The organism is Pseudomonas sp. MWU349, assembly GCF_017947325.1.
Taxonomy (GTDB): domain Bacteria; phylum Pseudomonadota; class Gammaproteobacteria; order Pseudomonadales; family Pseudomonadaceae; genus Aquipseudomonas; species Aquipseudomonas protegens.
Genome location: NZ_JAFEVP010000008.1, coordinates 258,547 through 276,434, shown reverse-complemented (window position 1 = coordinate 276,434; position 17,888 = coordinate 258,547). Strand labels below are relative to the sequence as shown.

At 62.5% G+C, this 17,888-nt stretch carries 20 protein-coding genes; 1 reads left to right on the top strand and 19 read right to left on the bottom strand.

Going from position 1 to position 17,888, the window contains the following annotated elements; all coding sequences use genetic code 11:
• Window positions 1-6 precede the first annotated feature (6 nt).
• A complete protein-coding gene (locus tag KCG88_RS28715; RefSeq protein WP_047284766.1) occupies window positions 7-387 on the top strand; it encodes a Rho termination factor N-terminal domain-containing protein in 381 nt (126 codons plus the stop codon).
• A gap of 26 nt (window positions 388-413) precedes the next feature.
• Here KCG88_RS28715 and KCG88_RS28710 read toward each other — a convergent pair whose 3' ends face one another.
• The 19 genes from KCG88_RS28710 to rpmF all read right to left on the bottom strand — a co-directional run bounded on the left by KCG88_RS28710 (window position 414) and on the right by rpmF (window position 17,882).
• On the bottom strand, window positions 414-1,334 hold the full coding sequence (locus KCG88_RS28710; protein ID WP_047284764.1) for a PfkB family carbohydrate kinase: 921 nt from the start codon (window positions 1,332-1,334) through the stop codon (window positions 414-416).
• Window positions 1,327-2,793, bottom strand: coding sequence for a cytosine permease (locus KCG88_RS28705; RefSeq protein WP_047336105.1), 1,467 nt, complete (start codon window positions 2,791-2,793; stop codon window positions 1,327-1,329). Before KCG88_RS28705 ends, KCG88_RS28710 begins: the two co-directional genes overlap by 8 nt.
• 139 nt (window positions 2,794-2,932) lie before the next feature.
• Window positions 2,933-3,931, bottom strand: a complete 999-nt coding sequence (locus KCG88_RS28700) for an ADP-ribosylglycohydrolase family protein (protein WP_210713623.1) — start codon at window positions 3,929-3,931, stop codon at window positions 2,933-2,935.
• On the bottom strand, window positions 3,928-4,641 hold the full coding sequence (locus KCG88_RS28695; protein ID WP_011060129.1) for a GntR family transcriptional regulator: 714 nt from the start codon (window positions 4,639-4,641) through the stop codon (window positions 3,928-3,930). The genes KCG88_RS28700 and KCG88_RS28695 overlap by 4 nt, the downstream gene beginning before the upstream one ends.
• Window positions 4,642-4,711: 70 nt before the next feature.
• Entirely contained in the window at window positions 4,712-5,275 is a 564-nt protein-coding gene (locus tag KCG88_RS28690; RefSeq protein ID WP_047284758.1) for a DUF1285 domain-containing protein, read from the bottom strand.
• A 22-nt stretch (window positions 5,276-5,297) separates the two neighbouring features.
• A complete protein-coding gene (locus KCG88_RS28685) occupies window positions 5,298-5,900 on the bottom strand; it encodes a DUF4823 domain-containing protein (RefSeq protein WP_047284756.1) in 603 nt (200 codons plus the stop codon).
• Window positions 5,901-6,000: 100 nt separating this feature from the next.
• Complete coding sequence (locus KCG88_RS28680) at window positions 6,001-6,969, bottom strand: radical SAM protein (RefSeq protein ID WP_210713622.1); 969 nt, start codon at window positions 6,967-6,969, stop codon at window positions 6,001-6,003.
• 139 nt (window positions 6,970-7,108) lie between these two features.
• Window positions 7,109-7,747, bottom strand: coding sequence for a TetR/AcrR family transcriptional regulator (locus tag KCG88_RS28675; RefSeq protein ID WP_011060125.1), 639 nt, complete (start codon window positions 7,745-7,747; stop codon window positions 7,109-7,111).
• Between the two features lie 809 nt (window positions 7,748-8,556).
• Window positions 8,557-9,342: a TatD family hydrolase gene (locus KCG88_RS28670; RefSeq protein ID WP_210713621.1), complete on the bottom strand. Its 786-nt coding sequence runs from the start codon at window positions 9,340-9,342 to the stop codon at window positions 8,557-8,559.
• A gap of 84 nt (window positions 9,343-9,426) precedes the next feature.
• Window positions 9,427-10,413 carry a DNA polymerase III subunit delta' gene (locus KCG88_RS28665; RefSeq protein WP_047284752.1) on the bottom strand — a complete coding sequence of 329 codons (987 nt, stop codon included), beginning with the start codon at window positions 10,411-10,413 and terminating at the stop codon, window positions 9,427-9,429.
• Window positions 10,406-11,038: a dTMP kinase gene (gene tmk, locus KCG88_RS28660; protein ID WP_011060122.1), complete on the bottom strand. Its 633-nt coding sequence runs from the start codon at window positions 11,036-11,038 to the stop codon at window positions 10,406-10,408. Before tmk ends, KCG88_RS28665 begins: the two co-directional genes overlap by 8 nt.
• 19 nt (window positions 11,039-11,057) lie before the next feature.
• Window positions 11,058-12,257 (bottom strand): endolytic transglycosylase MltG, encoded by a 1,200-nt coding sequence (gene mltG / locus KCG88_RS28655; protein ID WP_047284751.1) that lies wholly within the window; start codon window positions 12,255-12,257, stop codon window positions 11,058-11,060.
• Between the two features lie 3 nt (window positions 12,258-12,260).
• The gene (gene pabC, locus KCG88_RS28650) at window positions 12,261-13,076 is read right to left on the bottom strand and encodes an aminodeoxychorismate lyase (RefSeq protein ID WP_210713620.1); all 816 of its coding nucleotides are present in this window, start codon (window positions 13,074-13,076) and stop codon (window positions 12,261-12,263) included.
• The gene (fabF, locus tag KCG88_RS28645) at window positions 13,076-14,320 is read right to left on the bottom strand and encodes a beta-ketoacyl-ACP synthase II (RefSeq protein WP_011060119.1); all 1,245 of its coding nucleotides are present in this window, start codon (window positions 14,318-14,320) and stop codon (window positions 13,076-13,078) included. Before fabF ends, pabC begins: the two co-directional genes overlap by 1 nt.
• Window positions 14,321-14,430: 110 nt before the next feature.
• On the bottom strand, window positions 14,431-14,667 hold the full coding sequence (gene acpP / locus KCG88_RS28640) for an acyl carrier protein (protein ID WP_003175607.1): 237 nt from the start codon (window positions 14,665-14,667) through the stop codon (window positions 14,431-14,433).
• A gap of 196 nt (window positions 14,668-14,863) precedes the next feature.
• Entirely contained in the window at window positions 14,864-15,604 is a 741-nt protein-coding gene (gene fabG / locus KCG88_RS28635; RefSeq protein WP_047284730.1) for a 3-oxoacyl-ACP reductase FabG, read from the bottom strand.
• Window positions 15,605-15,620: 16 nt separating this feature from the next.
• The gene (gene fabD / locus KCG88_RS28630; protein WP_210713619.1) at window positions 15,621-16,559 is read right to left on the bottom strand and encodes an ACP S-malonyltransferase; all 939 of its coding nucleotides are present in this window, start codon (window positions 16,557-16,559) and stop codon (window positions 15,621-15,623) included.
• A gap of 126 nt (window positions 16,560-16,685) precedes the next feature.
• Window positions 16,686-17,675 (bottom strand): phosphate acyltransferase PlsX, encoded by a 990-nt coding sequence (plsX, locus tag KCG88_RS28625; protein WP_348984543.1) that lies wholly within the window; start codon window positions 17,673-17,675, stop codon window positions 16,686-16,688.
• A gap of 24 nt (window positions 17,676-17,699) precedes the next feature.
• Complete coding sequence (gene rpmF / locus KCG88_RS28620; RefSeq protein WP_003179396.1) at window positions 17,700-17,882, bottom strand: 50S ribosomal protein L32; 183 nt, start codon at window positions 17,880-17,882, stop codon at window positions 17,700-17,702.
• Window positions 17,883-17,888: the final 6 nt, after the last annotated feature.

Genomic DNA, 17,888 nt, shown 5'->3' with positions numbered 1-17,888 from the left:
GATGTCATGACTCGAGGAAGCAAAGCCAAATACACCCTGGCCCAGCGCCGCAAGGCCGCGGCCATCGAAGCCAGCTACGAAGAACGCGGGCTCTCGCCGGAGCAGGCCGAAGCACGGGCCTGGGCCACGGTGAACAAGCAGTCTGGCGGCGGTGAACGGGCGGGGGGCTCCGGTCGGGACAAAAGCCCGGCAGACAAGGCCCGGGCCCGCAGCGAGTCCGCCCGGCGCGCGGTGGCCACGCGCCACGGGCATGCCCGCAACAGCGCGGCGTCCCTGGGCACCCAGAGCAAGGACAGCCTGATGCGCGAAGCTCGGGCGAAGAACATTCCGGGACGCTCGCGCATGCGCAAGCAAGAGCTGATCGAAGCCTTGAGCAGGGCCGGCTGACCGGCGACCAGCAGGTCGCCCCTGACTCAGCCCCGCTCCAGCAAGGCATCCACTTCGGCACTGCCCGGAGCGGTGGCCGGGCCACGCCGGGTGACGGCAATCGCCGCCGCGGCGTTGGCCCGACGAGCCGCCGTCAGCGGCTCAAGGCCCGCTGCGAGCCCGGCGACCAAGACCCCGGCGTGGGCATCACCGGCACCGTTGCTGTCCAGCGCCTCCACCTCGAACCCCGGCACCTGCACCGCCTGCCCCTGGCGGCTGACCCAACAGCCGCGGGGGCCATCACGCAGCACCAGCAACGCCGCAGGTGACAACCAGCTTTCGAGCTGCGCCAGCGCCTGGGCAATCTGCGAAGTACCGGTCAATTGCAATGCTTCGGCGCGGTTGCTGCTCCAGATGTCGATCCGCGGCAACAGCGCCGCCATCAAGGGTGAATCTGCCGAACCGGCCAACGGCCCCGGGTCGAACATCAATGGGATCGAACGAGGCAGCGCCAGCAACCAGTCCAGCAGGGCCCGTGCCTTGCACTCCTGCAACAGGCTGTAGCCGCTGACATAGAGGTAATCCCCCGCCTCCACCCGGACCCGGGCCAGGTCCTCGGCCGACAATTCACCCTCGGCGCCGATATGGGAAATGAAGGTGCGTTCAGCAGAGGCTTCGGTCAGGGCCACACACAGGCCAGTATCAGCCCCCCTGCCGGGCTCCAGGCTCATCTGTATGCCTTCGCCCTGCATCGCCGCCCGCACCAGGTCGCCAAAGCGCCCCTGTCCGTGGCGCCCTAGGTAGACCACCGGCAACCCGTTGCGCGCCGCTGCGGCCATCACGTTGAAGCCTCCACCGGCCTCAAAGCCCGCAGATTGCGCAAGCACATCGCCTCCGGAGGCCGGCAGGCGCTCTACCGCCATCACCAGGTCGACTATCACCTGGCCGGTGTGCAGCAACCTAGGCATTGGCGTTCTCGATAAAAGCCGCACGCCGATCCCGAGCGCCGCCCAGTAGAGCGTAACCGCCGCCGGCCACCAGGAAGGTGACGATCCAGCCCAGGCCGTTATGCCCCAGCCAGGAGTCTGCCAGGGGCCCGGTGAACCAGACGTCTTCGGCGGTGGTGCCGATGGTGGTGAAACAGAAGCCCAGCACGATCGCCAGCACCCAGGCGCCAAAGGCTCGCCATTCGATGCCGCCCCTGTACCAGTAGGCGCTGCTCGGGCCGACGTTGAGCAGATCATCGGCGCTGTAGTGATGACGATGGATCAGGTCCACCACGAAGATCCCCACCCAGGCGGTGATCGGCACCGCCAGCAGGGAGATGAAGCTGATGAAAGGGCCGTAGAAGCTGTCGGCAATCAGCATGAAATAGATCGAGCCTAGGAAGATCGCCACGATATCCACCAGCACTGCATAGACCCGCTTGACCTTGAGGCCCAGGGTCAGCGCGGTGAGGCCGGCGGAATACACAGAGAGGTTGTTGGACAGCAGCAGGCCGCCAAAGGCCGCGACCAGGTAGGGCACCGCCATCCAGGTCGGCAGCATGTCGCGGATCGCGATGATCGGGTCCACCGCCGAGGCCAGGTGGTCGTTGCCCACCGACAGCAACCCGCCCAGGGTAATCAGCAACACCAGCGGAATGCCGGCGCCAAACGCCGCCGAAGCCACCAGGCGCCCGGCCGTTACCGAACGGTGCTGATAACGCGACATATCGGCCCCGGAACTGGCCCAGCCAATCCCGGTACCGGCGGCCATGGTGCCGACGCCGATGATCATTGCGCTCATGGGGGCCGGCGCGGCATTGAAGACCGCCGCCCAGTCGATGGTGGCGCAGAGGAAACCGCCCACCAGCACGTTCAGGGCACCAAAGCCGTAGGTGGCCCACTTCTGGATGACCAGCAAGGTGGCGTGGCCCAGGCCGGAGACACTCAGGGTCATCAGCACGAAGATGCCGATGAACAGCAGGGTCAACAGCGGCGCATCCTTGGCCGAGGCCGGGGTCTGGAACAGGATCGAGCTCAGAGACAGCAGGACAAAGGCCGCCGTGGTGGTATTGACCGTCTCCCAGCCAACCCGCGAAAGCATCGACACCAGGGTCGGGCCGATATTGCCCCGCACCCCGAAGATTGCCCGGGACAGGGTCAGGCTCGGCGCCCGCCCGCGCCGGCCGGCTACCGAGATCAGGCCGACCACGGCGAACGACCCCACCGACCCCAGGATGGCCACCAGCAGCACCTGCCAGATAGACAAACCGCGAAACGCCACCAGAGTCGCCCCCAGGGGCAGGCCGAGAATACTGATGTTGGCGGCGAACCAGACCCAGAACAGCTGCAGCGGGTGCCCGTCGCACTCTGCCTCGGGAACCGGTTCGATACCGCGGGTTTCCAGTTGCCCGGCACCTGATCCTGCCGTGGATGAACTCATGATAAAACTCCTGTTGCCGTTGTTAGGGTATTGGGCAATTTCGGAAGTCACAGAACATCCCGGCATTCCTGGCCGTGTCATAGCTTCCATAGCGATCGGCAACATGGCCGCACATGGCGGCCTGTCCCTTAAAGGCGTCTCAGCGCAGCGCCAGCAGTTGTTCCACCAGAGGTTGCAGGTCCAGCTCATTGACCTTTCGCACCTGCCCGATCAGTTCGCCAGGCCAGATTTCCATCCCCAGGCAAGCGCCGAGCATGGCGCCGAGAATCGCCGCGATAGTGTCGGTGTCGCCCCCCAGGCCCGCGGCCATGCACAGCGCCTCGAAGGCCGGCAATTGCCCCAGGGCCACTTGTCTGGCCAGGGCGAAACTCACCACCACCGACTCCTGGGAAGCCACCGAGGTGCCGATCAGCTCGTAGAGCATTCGCGCAAAGCCCTCTCGGTCGCCGTCCACACGCAGGGTACTGGTCCATTCCAAGCGAGCACCGATGGTGGCACCCGCTACCCAGTGCCCCTGGGCCTGGGCTTGCCAGGCGACCTGCACACCGAGCGCCAAGGCTTCGGCCAGAGGCAGGCCGTTGATTCCGGCGGACACCACCGCCGCCACCGCCGCCGCACTGGAAATGCCCAGGCTAGTGTTGTGCGTCACCTGGCAGGCCTCGACCACCGCCTGCAGAAACGTCTCGAGCCGGGCCACATCGGCGGCGATGCCCACCGGCGTGATGCGCATGGCGGCGCCATTGGTGGTGCCATAGCGGCCCGCCTCTTCCACAGACTCCCCGGCGAGAATCATTTCAATGGCGCGTTTGGTGGAAGGCCCCAGCAGATCCTGGGAACCCTTGGCCTGCATCTGCGCCTCCCACTCGATCAGGCTCTGGGCCAGGGCCGCGGGAGCGATCCGGCCCTGCCCCCGGACCAACAGGCGAGCCACCAGGATCGCCTGCTCGGTATCGTCGGTAATGGAGCCCCGGGGCATGTTCGCGGCAATCGGCTGGTCCGGGCCGGCGTCCTCCAGGGTGCGGATGACGCCGAAGCGCTGCTGGATCTGTTCCCGGCTCAAGGATTGGGTCGGCATGCCCAGCGCATCGCCCAGGGCCAGCCCGTAGAAGGCGCCCAGGGCGCGCTGCAATGCATTCACCGCGGCTCTCCGAACTGCAGGTGCATGCGAAAATGCTGAGGGTCCAGCAGGCTTTCGACCTGCTCCATAAAGCGCCCCTGGCGGTCGTAGGTGGTACGCAGGGCCTTGAGGAAGACTTCGCCCGGCGCACGTCCGAGCAATTGGGCATCTTCAGCATTCAGGGGCTCGGCGCCGATCCACTGATCGCCGCGCTCACCGATATAGCCGTAGGCGGCCAGGGTAATGGTCAGGGAATCATCGATCAGGCCGACCCGAGGCAGGCCTTCCAGCTCGCCGGAGGCCGGGATCAGCGAGCGCTCCAGGGACAGCACCCGGCCATCGGTGCTGCGGCGCCGGCGATCGAGGGCGATGAACTGGTCGGTGCCCAGGCGATGCTTGAGGTCCGGGCGCTGGATCGCCTCCAGGCGCAGCACCTCGGTGTTGACCAGCGCACCGCTGTCGGCCAGGGCCTGGGCCCAGCCATGATGCTGATCCAGGGCAACGCCGTCGAAGGTGACGATGGAGCCTACGCCGCTTTGCGTGGCGATGTAGTTGCGCCGCTTGAGCTCGGCCAGGGCCTCGCGCAAGGTGCCACGGCTGACACCGAATTCTTCGGCCAACTGATGCTCGCCCGGCAGCTGAAAGCCGTCCTCCAACAGGCCGCTTTCAATACGCCGGATCAACTCGTCGACCACCCTTGTTTTCTTATCGAATCGGACATGTTTGATCATGTCCGGCTTGATACATGAAAGGCCCGAGCCAGAGCAAGAAATATCTTCTTACAGCCGTCTGAAACGCCCGTCAGGGTTCAAGACCAATGGGAAAGAACACCCCGCAACTCCACACCCCCAGCCAATTCTGGCCGTCGATCTGGCGGGTCTGCGCCAGCTCCACCAGCTGGTAGAAGACGTTGCGATGGATCAGCGCTTCAAGATTGTGTCGAACCAGGAGGTAAGGCGCCGGTTCCTGGGTCAGCGGGTCGATCACCACCCGCAGCGGGTGCTCGTCATTGGCGACCACCTGCTCCTCGACGTTGGTAGAAAAGCGCAGTACCTGAGCCTCGCCCTGCCCTTCGACCTCCAGGGTCACGGCGACGAAGGGTGCGTCGTCGACCTTGATGCCGACCTTCTCCACCGGAGTGATGAGGAAATAGTCATCGCCATCGCGACGGATGATGGTGGAGAACAGCTTGACCATGGGTTTGCGGCCGATCGGCGTACCCAGGTAATACCAGGTGCCGTCACGGGCGATGCGCATGTCGATATCGCCGCAGAAGTCGGGGTTCCACAGGTGGACCGGCGGCAGGCCTTTTTCAGCCTTGGGAATCTGCGCCAACAGGTCGTTGGCCTTGCCTGGACCACTCATACCGCTCTCCTTCCTCAATCAATCAGTCGCTCAGGCCCAGCAGGCCGCGCGCGTATTGCTGCAACGGCGGACCAAGCAGGTCCTGTGGCTTGTTGTCGTGGAACGTCAGTAAACCGCCACGGCTGCGAATGCGCGCGGAATCGATCAGGTACTGGGTACTGGTTTCGATCAACATGATCTGGATGGTACTGGTATCCACCCCCAGGCGGTCCACGGCTTCCTGATCCAGCCACTCGTCAGAGTTGCCGATACGGTCATCGGCCTTGGCGAAACGGGCGTAAAGCAGATAGTGCGCCCCCGCTTCCCGGGCTTCGGCCATGGCTTCATTCAGGCCCTCGGGCGCCTTGGCCCGACGCACCATGGGGAAATACTCGACAAAACCATTGAAGGCTTCCTCGGCTACCACGTTGGGCCGCGGATAAGCGCCACCCGGCGGTACGAAATGCCCCTGGGCAATGAAAATGAACGAATCCGGCTGAATGCGGAACGAACTGGTGCGGCGTGTATCACTGTGATCGAGCATCCCCGCATCACTCAGGTGATAGCGCACCCCTTCGCCCATATCACTGACATTCATGCAGCCGCCGAGTGCCAAAAAGGCCAGCAGCAAAACCAGGCTACGCATCCTACCCTCCAAAATCCGGTGACGGAAAACCGGCGAATGGCCACGGGATGCAGCTTCCGCGCCAGCTCCGCCACGCAAGGGAGTTCGTCGGCAAAGCGCCTCAGCCACCAATGATCTTCATCACCGTGGCACCACCGGAAAAGGCCAGTTCCTGCTTGTCCCCCAAGGCCTTGACCAGCAGCCGCTGCAAGGCCGGCAGAGCCTGATGGCGCGGCTTGTCCAGCAGGTCGCCGACATAGTGACGATTGCTCGAAGAAAGGCAGCCGTGCAGCCATCCCGTGGAGGAAAGCCGCAAACGCGAGCAGGTGCGACAGAACGGCACGCTTTCGTTGGCGATCACGCCGAAATGACCGTACCCGGGAATGGCGTAGCGCACCGCAGTGGCATCCACCGGCGCATCGGCCTGAAGGTATTCGTAGCGCTGGCCGATCAGGTCCAGCAACTGCTGCAGGCTGACAAACTGCTGCAGGAAAGCGTTGCCATCATTGGCCAGGTGGCCCATGCGCATCAGCTCGATGAAGCGCAGCTCGTAACCCCGCTCCAGGCAGTAATCCAGCAACGGCATCACCTGGTCCAGGTTCTGCCCGCGCAACGGCACCATGTTGACCTTGATCTTCAAACCGGCACTGCGGGCTTGCTGCATGCCATCGAGCACCGTGGCCAGGTCGCCACCACGGGCAATGCTGCGAAAAGCCGTCGCATCCAGGGTATCGAGGGAAACGTTGATCCGGCGGATCCCGGCCTCCACCAGCAACGGCAGCTTGCGCGCAAGCAATTGGCCATTAGTGGTCAGGCTGATGTCATCCAGCCCCATGCGCCCCACCGCACCCATGAAGGCTTCCAGCTTGGGACTGACCAGGGGTTCGCCACCGGTGATGCGCAAGCGCTCGATGCCCGCCGCTTCCATCAGGTACGCCACGCCGCGAGCCATTGCCTCGGCCGACAACTCGTCCTGGGCAGCCACCAGCCGCTTGCCGTTGGGCACGCAGTAGGTACAGGCGTAGTTGCAGGCAGACGTCAGACTGATCCGCAAGTTGCGAAAGCGCCTGCCTTGACGATCAACGATCATGGATGACTCCGGCGTAGGAAGGGAGAACCGGGCAAAACCTGACCCAAAAATCAGGTTTTGGCAAGTCCCATGCCTGAGTATATTCCTCGGACACTGCGCCATACAGATGGTCGATGGCGCAATACAGCGGCTGAATGCCTTAGCTGTTCGAGGTGTCGGGGTCGCGCTTGCGCTTGTTGCCCATGCGCACACCGATGTCCATCAGGAACTGGAAGAAGCCCTCCTGATCTTCCAGCACATTGCTCCAGAACGGCGAGTGGTACAGCGCCACCGCACCATGCACCAGCGCCCACGAGGCACAGTAGTGGAAGTACGGCGGCACGTCTTCGAGCTTGCCTTCACTGATACGACCCTTGATCAGCAGGGTCAGGCGCTCGAAGTTGGACGCGCGGATCTTGTGCAGCTCCTCGACCATCTCCGGCACCTGGTTGCCCTTGACCACCTTCTCTTCCAGGCGGTCGAACAACCGATAGCGCTGCGGGTCACGCATGCGGAATTCGAAGTAGGCCCGGGACAGGGCTTCCTTGTCCTTGTCGACGTCGGCCGAGTGCAGCAGCTCGTTCAGGTCGCGCTCGTAGTCGAGCATCAGGCGCAGGTAGATCTCCGCCTTGGACTTGAAATGCTTATAGATGGTCCCTTTGCCGATACCCACGGCATCCGCAATCATCTCGACGGTGACACTGTCTTCACCTTGTTCGAGGAACAGCTTGAGCGCGGTATCGAGAATTTCTTGCTCGCGGCGACGAAACTCACGGACCTTACGAGGTTCTTTCTGCATAAGAAAAGGTCTGTTCGGGGTCAAAATCGAAGCCGCGTATTATGCCTAACTTGCGCCAAAATGCACGGATCATCCATCGTTGCTGGTGTTTCTGACGCAAAAGCCGCCCCGACAAAACCTTCCGGACAGGCGCCAAAAGCCAGGAAAATCCCGTGAATACGGGGCCGGGCCGGGGTTCAAATAACAAACTTCCACAGCCGCCAAGCTCCGGATCAGACCGCAAAGTCTGGTTTTTCCTGCAACCAGCACCCTGGATCGCCCCACGCCCTGCGCGCGACGCGAAGACCTCGATAAGTCGCAATTCCATCATTACCCGTCTGATTCGTCGCTCCGCAAGCCTAGGCAATTGCCGGCCTACAACATCAGAGAAGCCCTATAAGAGCGCAAGAATAATCCGAACGTATCGATGGCATTGATAACTGCCAGCCTGGTTGGTACAGCAAACTGCAACAGATTATGTAGGCAATTTTCAGGAAAACGCGGCATTTTCTAGACTTATCGGCTAGAAATCAGCTGATATTCAGCGATCACGTCGAAAACTGCGATGCAGGCAACCCAAATGAGAACTCAAGCGAAGCGCGCGTATTCCAAATTTGTTTAAAAAACGAGCAGGGGCAACTGGACTGAATGCAATAGTGATCAATACTTCAACTGTCGGCGGGACATCTCCCCCAAGTGAAACGCCGATCAAGGTACCGAAGGACCGCGTGCCTTAGTTTTACTCCTAATGGTCTTAACCCGGATTCACCCCCCAGAACCCGGGTTTTTTTTGCCCGCCATTCAGCACCAGTGCACCGTGCGCCCCAGACTCAGCCCTTGACCCGCGCCAAGGGGAACAGGCGCTTGAAGTTGGCCGTGGTCTGCTGGGCAAAGGCTTCATAACTGTCGCCCCGCAGCATCGCCAGAAACTCCGCCACCTCGCGCACGTACTGCGGCAGGTTGGGCTTGCCGCGATAGGGGATCGGCGCCAGGTAAGGCGAATCGGTCTCCACCAGCAGCCGGTCGGCCGGTACCTGTCGGGCCACGTCCCGCAGGGCATCGGCATTGCGGAAGGTGACAATCCCCGAGAGGGAAATATAGAAACCCAGGTCCAGGGCCGCCTTGGCCATTTCCCAGTCTTCGGTGAAGCAATGCAGCACACCGGCATTGGGCAATGCCGCCTCGCGCAGCAGTGCCAGGGTGTCGGCGCGGGCGCCGCGGGTGTGCACCACCACCGGCTTGCCGGTCTGCTGGGCGGCCTGCAGGTGCAGGCGGAAGGATTCCTGCTGCAGCTCGGCGGCTTCCGGCTCGTAGTGATAGTCCAGGCCAGTCTCGCCAATGGCCACTACCCGGGGGTGATTCAGTTCATCCAGCAGCCAGTCCAGGGCCGGCGCTGCGCCGGGCTGCACATCCAGCGGATGCACGCCCACCGAGCAGTCGACATCGTCATAGCGATCGGCCAGGGCCTTGACGTCCGCCGCGTTGTCGGCACTGACACCGATGCACAGAAAGTGCCCTACCCCCCGCTGGCGGGCAGCAGCCAGCGCGGCATCCAGGGAGCCGTCATGAGCGGCGAGATCGAGGCGGTCAAGGTGGCAATGGGAATCTACGAGCATAGGAGGCTACAACTACATCCGATCAATGAAAGGCCCGGGTTATGGCGCCCGGGCGGAAACAACGCTGAGTCTAGGCGCTGCGGGTCAATTCTGGGTAGGCAGGGCCGCCCACTGCACCAGCAAGGCTTCCAGCAACAGTACGCGGTTGAGGTTGGCCTTGCTCAGGACCTTCTGACGCTGGGCCAGGATCCAGTCCTGGATGTTCAGCACCTTGGCCTGGGCGGACTTCTGCGCCAGGTATTGCAGCACCTTGCGCATGTCTTGCAGGCCCAGTCCCTGCTCATCCTGGGTCAGTTGATAGCGCAGGACCAGGTTCGACCAGTCGCAGAACCAGTCGAACAGCAGCAACAAGGGAATGGCACTCCAGGATTCGGCCAGTTGCGTGGGCGACTGCTGCTGTTTCAGCAGCTTCTTCACCCCTTCCACCACTTGCGCCCGCTGCTCGCGAACACCCTGGGCCTGCAGGCTGACCGCTGCCAGCGGCGAACCGGCAGCCAGGGTCAAGAGCTCCACCCGCTCCTCCTCGGAGCAATCAGGCAGGGCCTGGGCCAGCCACTCAAGGCTCATGGCCTCGCTGGGCAACGGGCAGGCCTGCTGCACGCAACGGCTCTTGATAGTGGGCAACAACCGGCTGGGCTGGTGACTTACCAGCAACAGCACAGTGTTGCCGGAAGGCTCCTCAAGACTCTTGAGCAGGGCGTTGGCGGCGTTGATATTCATCGACTCCACTGGCTCGATCAGCACCACCTTGCGCCCCCCCAACTGGGCGGTCTGGACCACGAAGCTCACCAGTTCGCGGACCTGGTCGACCTTGATCGCCTTGTCCGCTTCCTCCGGCTCCAGCACGTAGTTGTCCGGGTGGCTACCGGCCAGCAGCAACAGGCAGGACTTGCATTGACCACAGGCGTCCAGGCCTTCCGGGCGCAGGCACAGCAAGCGCGCCATCAGCCGCTCGGCCAGGGCCCGCTTGCCGATTCCCGCCGGGCCATGCAACAGGTAGGCATGGGCATGCTGGGTACGCCCCGCCAATTGCTGCCAGAGGCTGTCCTGCCAGGGGAAGACTTCAGCCACGGGCGCGCTCCAGCAACTGCGGCAACAAGCTGTCCAGGGACTGCTGGACCTGGGCCAGGGGCTGCGCCGCATCCACCAGCACATAACGCTGCGGCGCCGCTGCGGCGCGGGCCAGGAAGGCTTCGCGAACCTTCTGGAAGAAGGCCTGGCCTTCCTGCTCGAAGCGATCCAGCCGGCCACGGGCACTGGCTCGCGCCAGACCCACATCCACCGGCAGGTCGAAGACCAGGGTCAGGTCGGGGCGCAACTCGCCCTGGACGAAATCCTCCAGCGCAGCAATGCGCGCAAGGCTCAGGCCGCGGCCCGCGCCCTGGTAGGCGTAAGTGGAGTCGGTGAAGCGGTCGCACAGCACCACCGCACCGCGCTCCAGGGCCGGACGAATCACCGTTGCCAGGTGCTGGGCACGCGCGGCGAACACCAGCAACAGCTCGGTATCGGCATTCATGACCTCTTCCACCGGGGTCAGCAGCACATCGCGAATCCGCTCGGCCAGCGGTGTGCCGCCGGGTTCACGGGTCAACAGCACCTCGATCCCCGCAGCGCGCAGGCGCTCGGCGAGGTACTCGCGATTGGTGCTTTTGCCCGCGCCTTCCGGGCCTTCCAGGGTAATAAACAAGCCAGTCACGGGCAGTCCTTAATCAATGTCATTGCGGGCTTTTCGCCGCGGGCTCGGGCACAGGCTCGGCAGGAGCCGGAGTCGCAGCCGGCTCGGGCGCAGCTTGCGGGGTGCTTGCCGGAGCCGTCTGCGGGTCAGGGGCTGCAGGCGTCGCCGGTGCCGGAGCTGCAGCTTCGGGAACCGCTGGCGTGGCGGCTGGGGCCGGGCTGGAACGGTAGTCGGCGCGACGCTTGAGCTGAAACTCGCGCACCGCACTGTTATGGGCATCCAGGTCATCGGAGAACACATGGCTGCCGTCGCCCCGCGCGACAAAATACAGGCTCTTGCCGGGCACCGGGTTGAGGGCGGCGTGGATCGCCTCGCGTCCGACCATGGCGATCGGCGTCGGCGGCAGGCCGGCAATCACGTAGGTGTTATAAGGCGTGGCTTCCTTGAGATGAGCCCGGGTCAACTTGCCGGTGTAACGCTCACCGAGGCCGTAGATCACCGTAGGATCGGTCTGCAGCAGCATGCCAATCTGCATGCGACGCACGAACACGCCTGCGATCTGCCCGCGCTCCTGGGGTACGCCGGTTTCCTTCTCCACCAGCGAGGCCATGATCAGCGCCTGATAGGGATCGCTGTAAGGCGCATCGTCGGCACGCTTGCTCCACTCCTTGGCCAGTACATCGTCCAGGCGGTCGTAGGCTTTTTCCAGGAGCTCGGCGTCGGTCATGCCCCGAACGAAACGATAGGTATCAGGGAAGAAACGCCCTTCAGGGAAAACCCCGGGATGCCCGAGCTTTTCCATCACCTGGCTGTCGCTGAGCCCCGTCAGGGTCTGCTGCAGTTTTTCGCTCTTGGCCAGGGCGCTGCGTACCTGGCGGAAGTTCCAGCCTTCCACCAGGGTCAGGCTGTACTGCACCACCTCACCGCGCTGCCAGAGGCCGATCAGGCCTTCGGCGGTCATGCCCGGGGTCATGCGGTACTCGCCGCTGTGCAGAGGCTGGCCCGCCATATTGAAGCGCCAGTAAAGGCGCAGCCAGAAGGCATCATCGAGCACACCCTCGGCTTGCAGACGATTGAAGGTGCCGGTGGGCGTCGAGCCGGCGGGAACATCGAGCAACTGTTCCTGGCTCAGGTTCAGCGGTTGTTCCAGGGCCGAGTGCAGTTTCCAGGCACTCGCACCCAACAGCAGTCCTGCCAGGACCAGTCCGGTTTCCAGCAGGAGCAGTAATTTACGTCTCACGAATCAAGCATCCAGTAGTGCGCGGGTAATGCCCTGCAGTTTACGGGTGAGCGCACCCGCCGACCAGCTCATCCCGGCACAGCCAAGCACTGGCCAGACGCCATAGACACTGTTGCAGACAAAGACTTCATCAGCCTGTTGCAGTTGCTCGAGACTGATATCCGCGACTTGCGCGGGGATACCCAATGACTCGGCCTGAAACAATATTTCAGCGCGCATCACCCCGGCCACGCCGCAGCGACTCAGGTCAGCCGTCAGCAGCCGCCCCTGGCTGACCAGGAACAGGTTGCTGAACACGCCTTCGATCACTCGCCCAGAGGTATCTCGCATCAAGCCTTCGGCATGCTCGGCATCACGCCATTCGGCACGAGCCAGAACCTGCTCCAGACGATTGAGGTGCTTGAGGCCGGCCAGCAGCGGCTGCTCGGCCAAGCGTGTGGTACAGGGAAACAGACGAATGCCTTGCTCGGCATGGGCCAGGGGATACACCGGCAATGGGGAGCCTTGGAGAATACGCCGTGCAGCGGTTGCAGGATCGGCGGCATAGCCGCGCTGGCTGTCGCCCCGGGTCAGGATCAGCTTGAGCACACCCTCCCCCAAAGCCGCCGCATAAGCCTGCAGCTCACTGCGGATCAGGGCCTGATCCGCCGTCAGCGCCAGGCGCCGACATCCTTCGGCCAGACGCTGCAGATGCCGCTCCAGCAACTGCGGGCGCCCGGATTTGACGGCAATGGTCTCGAACAGACCATCACCGTAAGCCAGGCCGCGGTCCTTGAGCGACAGTGCGTCAGCCGGCTGACCGTCGACCCAGCTGTGCATCACTCGGAGAACCGGCGGAACACCAGGGAGCCGTTGGTGCCACCAAAACCGAAGGAGTTGGACAGCACTACGTCGATGTCCATGCTACGCGCGGTGTGCGGCACGAAATCAAGGTCGCAGCCTTCATCCGGCTCATCCAGGTTGATGGTGGGCGGCGCGGCCTGGCTGTTGATGGCCAGCACACTGAAGATCGCCTCGATCGCCCCTGCGGCACCCAGCAGGTGACCCGTCATGGACTTGGTGGAACTGACCGCCAGCTTGTAGGCGTGATCGCCGAACACGCTCTTGATCGCTTCGGCCTCGGCCAGGTCGCCGGCCGGGGTCGAAGTGCCATGGGCGTTGATGTACTGCACCTGGTCCACGTTGAGCTTGGCGTCGCGCAGGGCATTGGCGATGCAGCGCGCAGCACCGGCACCATCGGCGGGAGGCGACGTCATGTGATAGGCGTCACCGCTCATGCCGAAGCCGATCAGCTCGGCATAGATGGTGGCCCCACGAGCCTTGGCGTGCTCCAGTTCTTCCAGAACCAGGGCACCGGCGCCGTCGGACAGGACGAAGCCATCACGCCCCTTGTCCCAGGGACGGCTGGCGCGGGTCGGCTCGTCGTTGCGGGTCGACAGTGCACGGGACGCGCCGAAGCCGCCCATGCCCAGGCCACAGGCAGCCATTTCGGCACCGCCGGCGATCATCACGTCGGCTTCGCCGTAGGCAATGTTGCGCGCAGCCATGCCGATGCAGTGGGTACCGGTGGTGCACGCAGTGGATATGGCGTAGTTGGGCCCCTGGGCACCCAAGTGGATGGACAGGAAACCGGAAATCATATTGATGATCGAACCAGGCACGAAGAACGGAGAAATCCGTCGTGGGCCGGAATCGTGCAGGATGCGGCTGGTTTCCTCGATATTGGTCAAACCGCCAATACCCGAGCCCATGGCCACGCCGATGCGTTCACGGTTGGCATCGGTGACTTCCAGACCGGCGTTGCGTACCGCCTGGAAACCGGCTGCCAGGCCGTATTGAATGAACAGGTCGAGTTTGCGGGCCTCTTTGACCGACAGGTATTCCTCGACATTGAAGCCCTTTACCGAGCCGCCAAAACGGGTGGAATAGGCAGAAAGGTCGGTGTGTTCGATCAGACCGATGCCACTTTGGCCAGCCAGAATGCCCTGCCAGCTGCTTGGCACATCCGTACCCAGTGGCGACAACATACCCATACCGGTGACTACGACGCGTCTACGCGACACAGCACTCTCCTTTTTCTAATGACGACACTTTGTATCAGGCCTAAAGAAAAAACCGCACGCCGTAACGGCAGTGCGGTTTTTCCATGACAGCAAAAGACGACTACAAACGATTAAGCCTGGTGGCTGGTAACGTAGTCGATAGCTGCTTGAACGGTAGTGATCTTTTCAGCTTCTTCGTCAGGGATTTCGGTCTCGAATTCCTCTTCCAGAGCCATCACCAGCTCAACGGTGTCAAGGGAGTCGGCACCCAGGTCTTCAACGAAGGAAGCGGTGTTAACAACTTCTTCTTCTTTAACGCCCAGTTGCTCAGCAACGATTTTCTTGACGCGCTCTTCGATGGTGCTCATACCTTGTTTTCACTCCTAATGGACAAATTCAGGCAGCTGGCCAGTGGGTAAGTGTATAGAAAGGCTTTTCAGCTTTTCAACTGAAAGCTTTGTCCCTCAAACCCTTTGGCCATCTGCCTATAAATTGATTGCAGCTTTATAACGGATTTTAGACAGCTCGTATGACATTTTTTTGAAGCAATCCGTCACATTTGACTCACATATACATCCCGCCGTTGACCGGGATTGTAGCCCCAGTAACGTATGCCGCACCGTCGGATGCCAGAAAAGCGACCACTTGCGCGATCTCTTGAGCCTGGCCCAGACGACCCAGCGGAATTTGCGTCAGCAGCGCTTCACGCTGCGCTTCCGGCAGTTCGCGGGTCATATCGGTGTCGATAAAACCTGGAGCAACCGAGTTCACCGTGATCGACCGCGAACCCACTTCACGGGCCAGGGCACGGCTGAAACCTTCGAGACCGGCCTTGGCGGCCGCGTAGTTTACTTGGCCTGCGTTGCCCATGGCACCCACAACCGAGCCAATACTGATAATTCGACCCCAACGAGCCTTGGTCATGCCACGCAGAACGCCCTTGGACAGGCGATACAGGCTGTTCAGGTTGGTATCGACCACGTCGTACCACTCGTCATCTTTCATGCGCATCATCAGGTTGTCGCGAGTGATGCCGGCGTTGTTCACCAGGATCGCCGGCGCACCGAACTGCTCGGTGATGCTGGCCAGGACTGCAGCCACGGACTCGTCACTGGTAACGTTCAGCTCAAGGCCGGTGCCCTGGATGCCATTTTCCTTGAGGGTGGCAGCAATGCGCTCGGCACCCGAAGCAGACGTGGCGGTCCCCACCACGATGGCGCCCATACGCCCCAGCTCAAGCGCGATGGCCTGGCCGATACCACGGCTGGCGCCGGTCACCAGTGCAACTTTACCTTGCAGACTCATGCAAGCTTCTCCTAGTTCAGGCCAACGCTGCACGGGCGGCAGCGAAAGCATCTGGGGTGTTCAGGTTAGAGGTCGACACGCCTTCGGCGCAGCGCTTGTTGAGGCCGGCCAGGACCTTGCCCGGGCCGCACTCGACCAGCTCGGTGGCGCCATTGGCTGCCAGAGTCTGGACCGACTCAACCCAACGCACCGGCTTGTACAACTGTTCCAGAAGGTCGCGCTTGAGGGTGTCCAGGTCGGCGGCCACAGCGGCGCTCACGTTCTGTACCAATGGAATCTGCGGTGCCTGCCAGTTGATCGCAGCGATCGACTCGGCAAAGCGCTCGGCGGCCGGGCGCATCAGCTCACAGTGGGAAGGCACGCTGACCGGCAGCGGCATGGCGCGCTTGGCGCCCCGCGCCTTGCAGCCCTCGATGGCGCGATCCACAGCCGCCTTGGCGCCGGCGATCACCACCTGGCCAGGGGAGTTGTAGTTCACGGCGCTGACCACCTCGCCCTGCGCGGCTTCAGCACAGGCGGCGACCACATCGGCATCTTCCAGGCCGAGAATTGCAGCCATGCCGCCCTGCCCTGCCGGCACGGCTTCCTGCATCAACTGGCCACGACGCTCGACCAGCTTGACCGCTTCACCCAGGGTCAGGCTGCCAGCGGCGACCAGGGCGCTGTATTCACCCAGGCTGTGACCGGCGACGAAAGCCGGGCGCGCGCCACCTTCGGCCAGCCATACACGCCACAGGGCGATGGACGCGATGAGGATGGCCGGCTGGGTCTTGTCGGTTTGATTGAGCAGCTCTGCAGGACCTTCCTGGGTCAGCGCCCAGAGGTCGTAGCCCAGAGCATCGGAGGCTTCTTTGAACGTATCGAGGATCAGCGGGTACTGCGCGCCCAGCTCGGCCAACATGCCGAGGGACTGCGAGCCCTGTCCTGGAAAGACGAATGCGAGGGATGCAGACATGTAACAAGCCCCTAATGATCTTGTCGTCGGAGAATTGACGTCACACCGTGGTGGACGCAAGAAACTGACAGTTGGATGGCCAATTGAACTGAGCGGTCACATTTAAGCACTCCACAGGGAAAACGCCTAAAGCAACAAGTCTTCAAGACGCCCATGCAAGCGGCGCGGCAGGTCTTCCTGGATCTCGATCAACGCCCGCTGAATGGCACTCTGGAAACCTTGAACGCCTGCAGAACCATGGCTTTTCACCACGATCCCCTGCAAGCCGAGGAAACTCGCACCATTGTGCCGCGCCGGCGCCAGATCCGCCTGCAGCCTGCTCATCAGTGGCAAGGCCAGCGCCCCAACAGCCCGGGACAGCAGATTCTGCCTGAACAAGGCTTCTATACGCGCGGCGATCATGGTCGCCAGCCCCTCGCTGGACTTGAGCAGGATGTTGCCGACAAAACCATCGCACACCACCACATCCGCCTCGCCCCGATACAACCCATCGCCCTCGACGAAACCGATGTAGTTGAGACCGCGGGCCTGCTGCAGCAAGCTCGCCGCCAGCTTGACCTGCTGGTTGCCCTTGATGTCCTCGGTGCCGATATTCAGCAAGGCCACCCGGGGCCGCACGATGCCCAGGGTTTCCGCCGCAACCGAGCCCATGACGGCGAACTGCAACAGGTGCTCGGCACTGCAATCGACGTTGGCTCCCAGATCCAGCAATTGGCAATAGCCACGCTGAGTCGGAATGGCAGCCACCATCGCCGGACGATCGATTCCGGGCAGGGTTTTGAGCACATAACGCGACAGCGCCATCAGCGCCCCGGTATTACCGGCACTGACGCAAGCCTGGACCTTCTCATCGCGCAACAGCTCAAGGGCCACCCGCATCGAAGAGTCCGGCTTGCCCCGCAGGGCCTGGGAAGGCTTTTCGTCCATGGTGACTACCTCGCTTGCAGGGGTAATCGTCAGGCGCGCGCGATCCACAGCCGTTTGACCGGAAATCAGTTCTTCAAGAAGGGAGGGTTGACCCACCAGGGTCAGGTGCAGCGAGGGGGTAGCAGACAGACAAGCAATACTGGCCTGAACAATGCTGCGGGGACCGAAGTCCCCGCCCATTGCGTCAATCGCGATGACTTGAGCGGACAAGGATTACTCGTCAGCGCCCTTGTCGATCACTTTACGACCACGATATACGCCTTCTGGCGATACGTGGTGACGCAGGTGAACTTCACCGGTGGTCTTTTCTACGGACAGGGTGCTAGCCTCGAGAGCATCGTGGGAACGACGCATGTCACGGGCAGAGCGGGATTTTTTGTTCTGCTGAACAGCCATAATTGA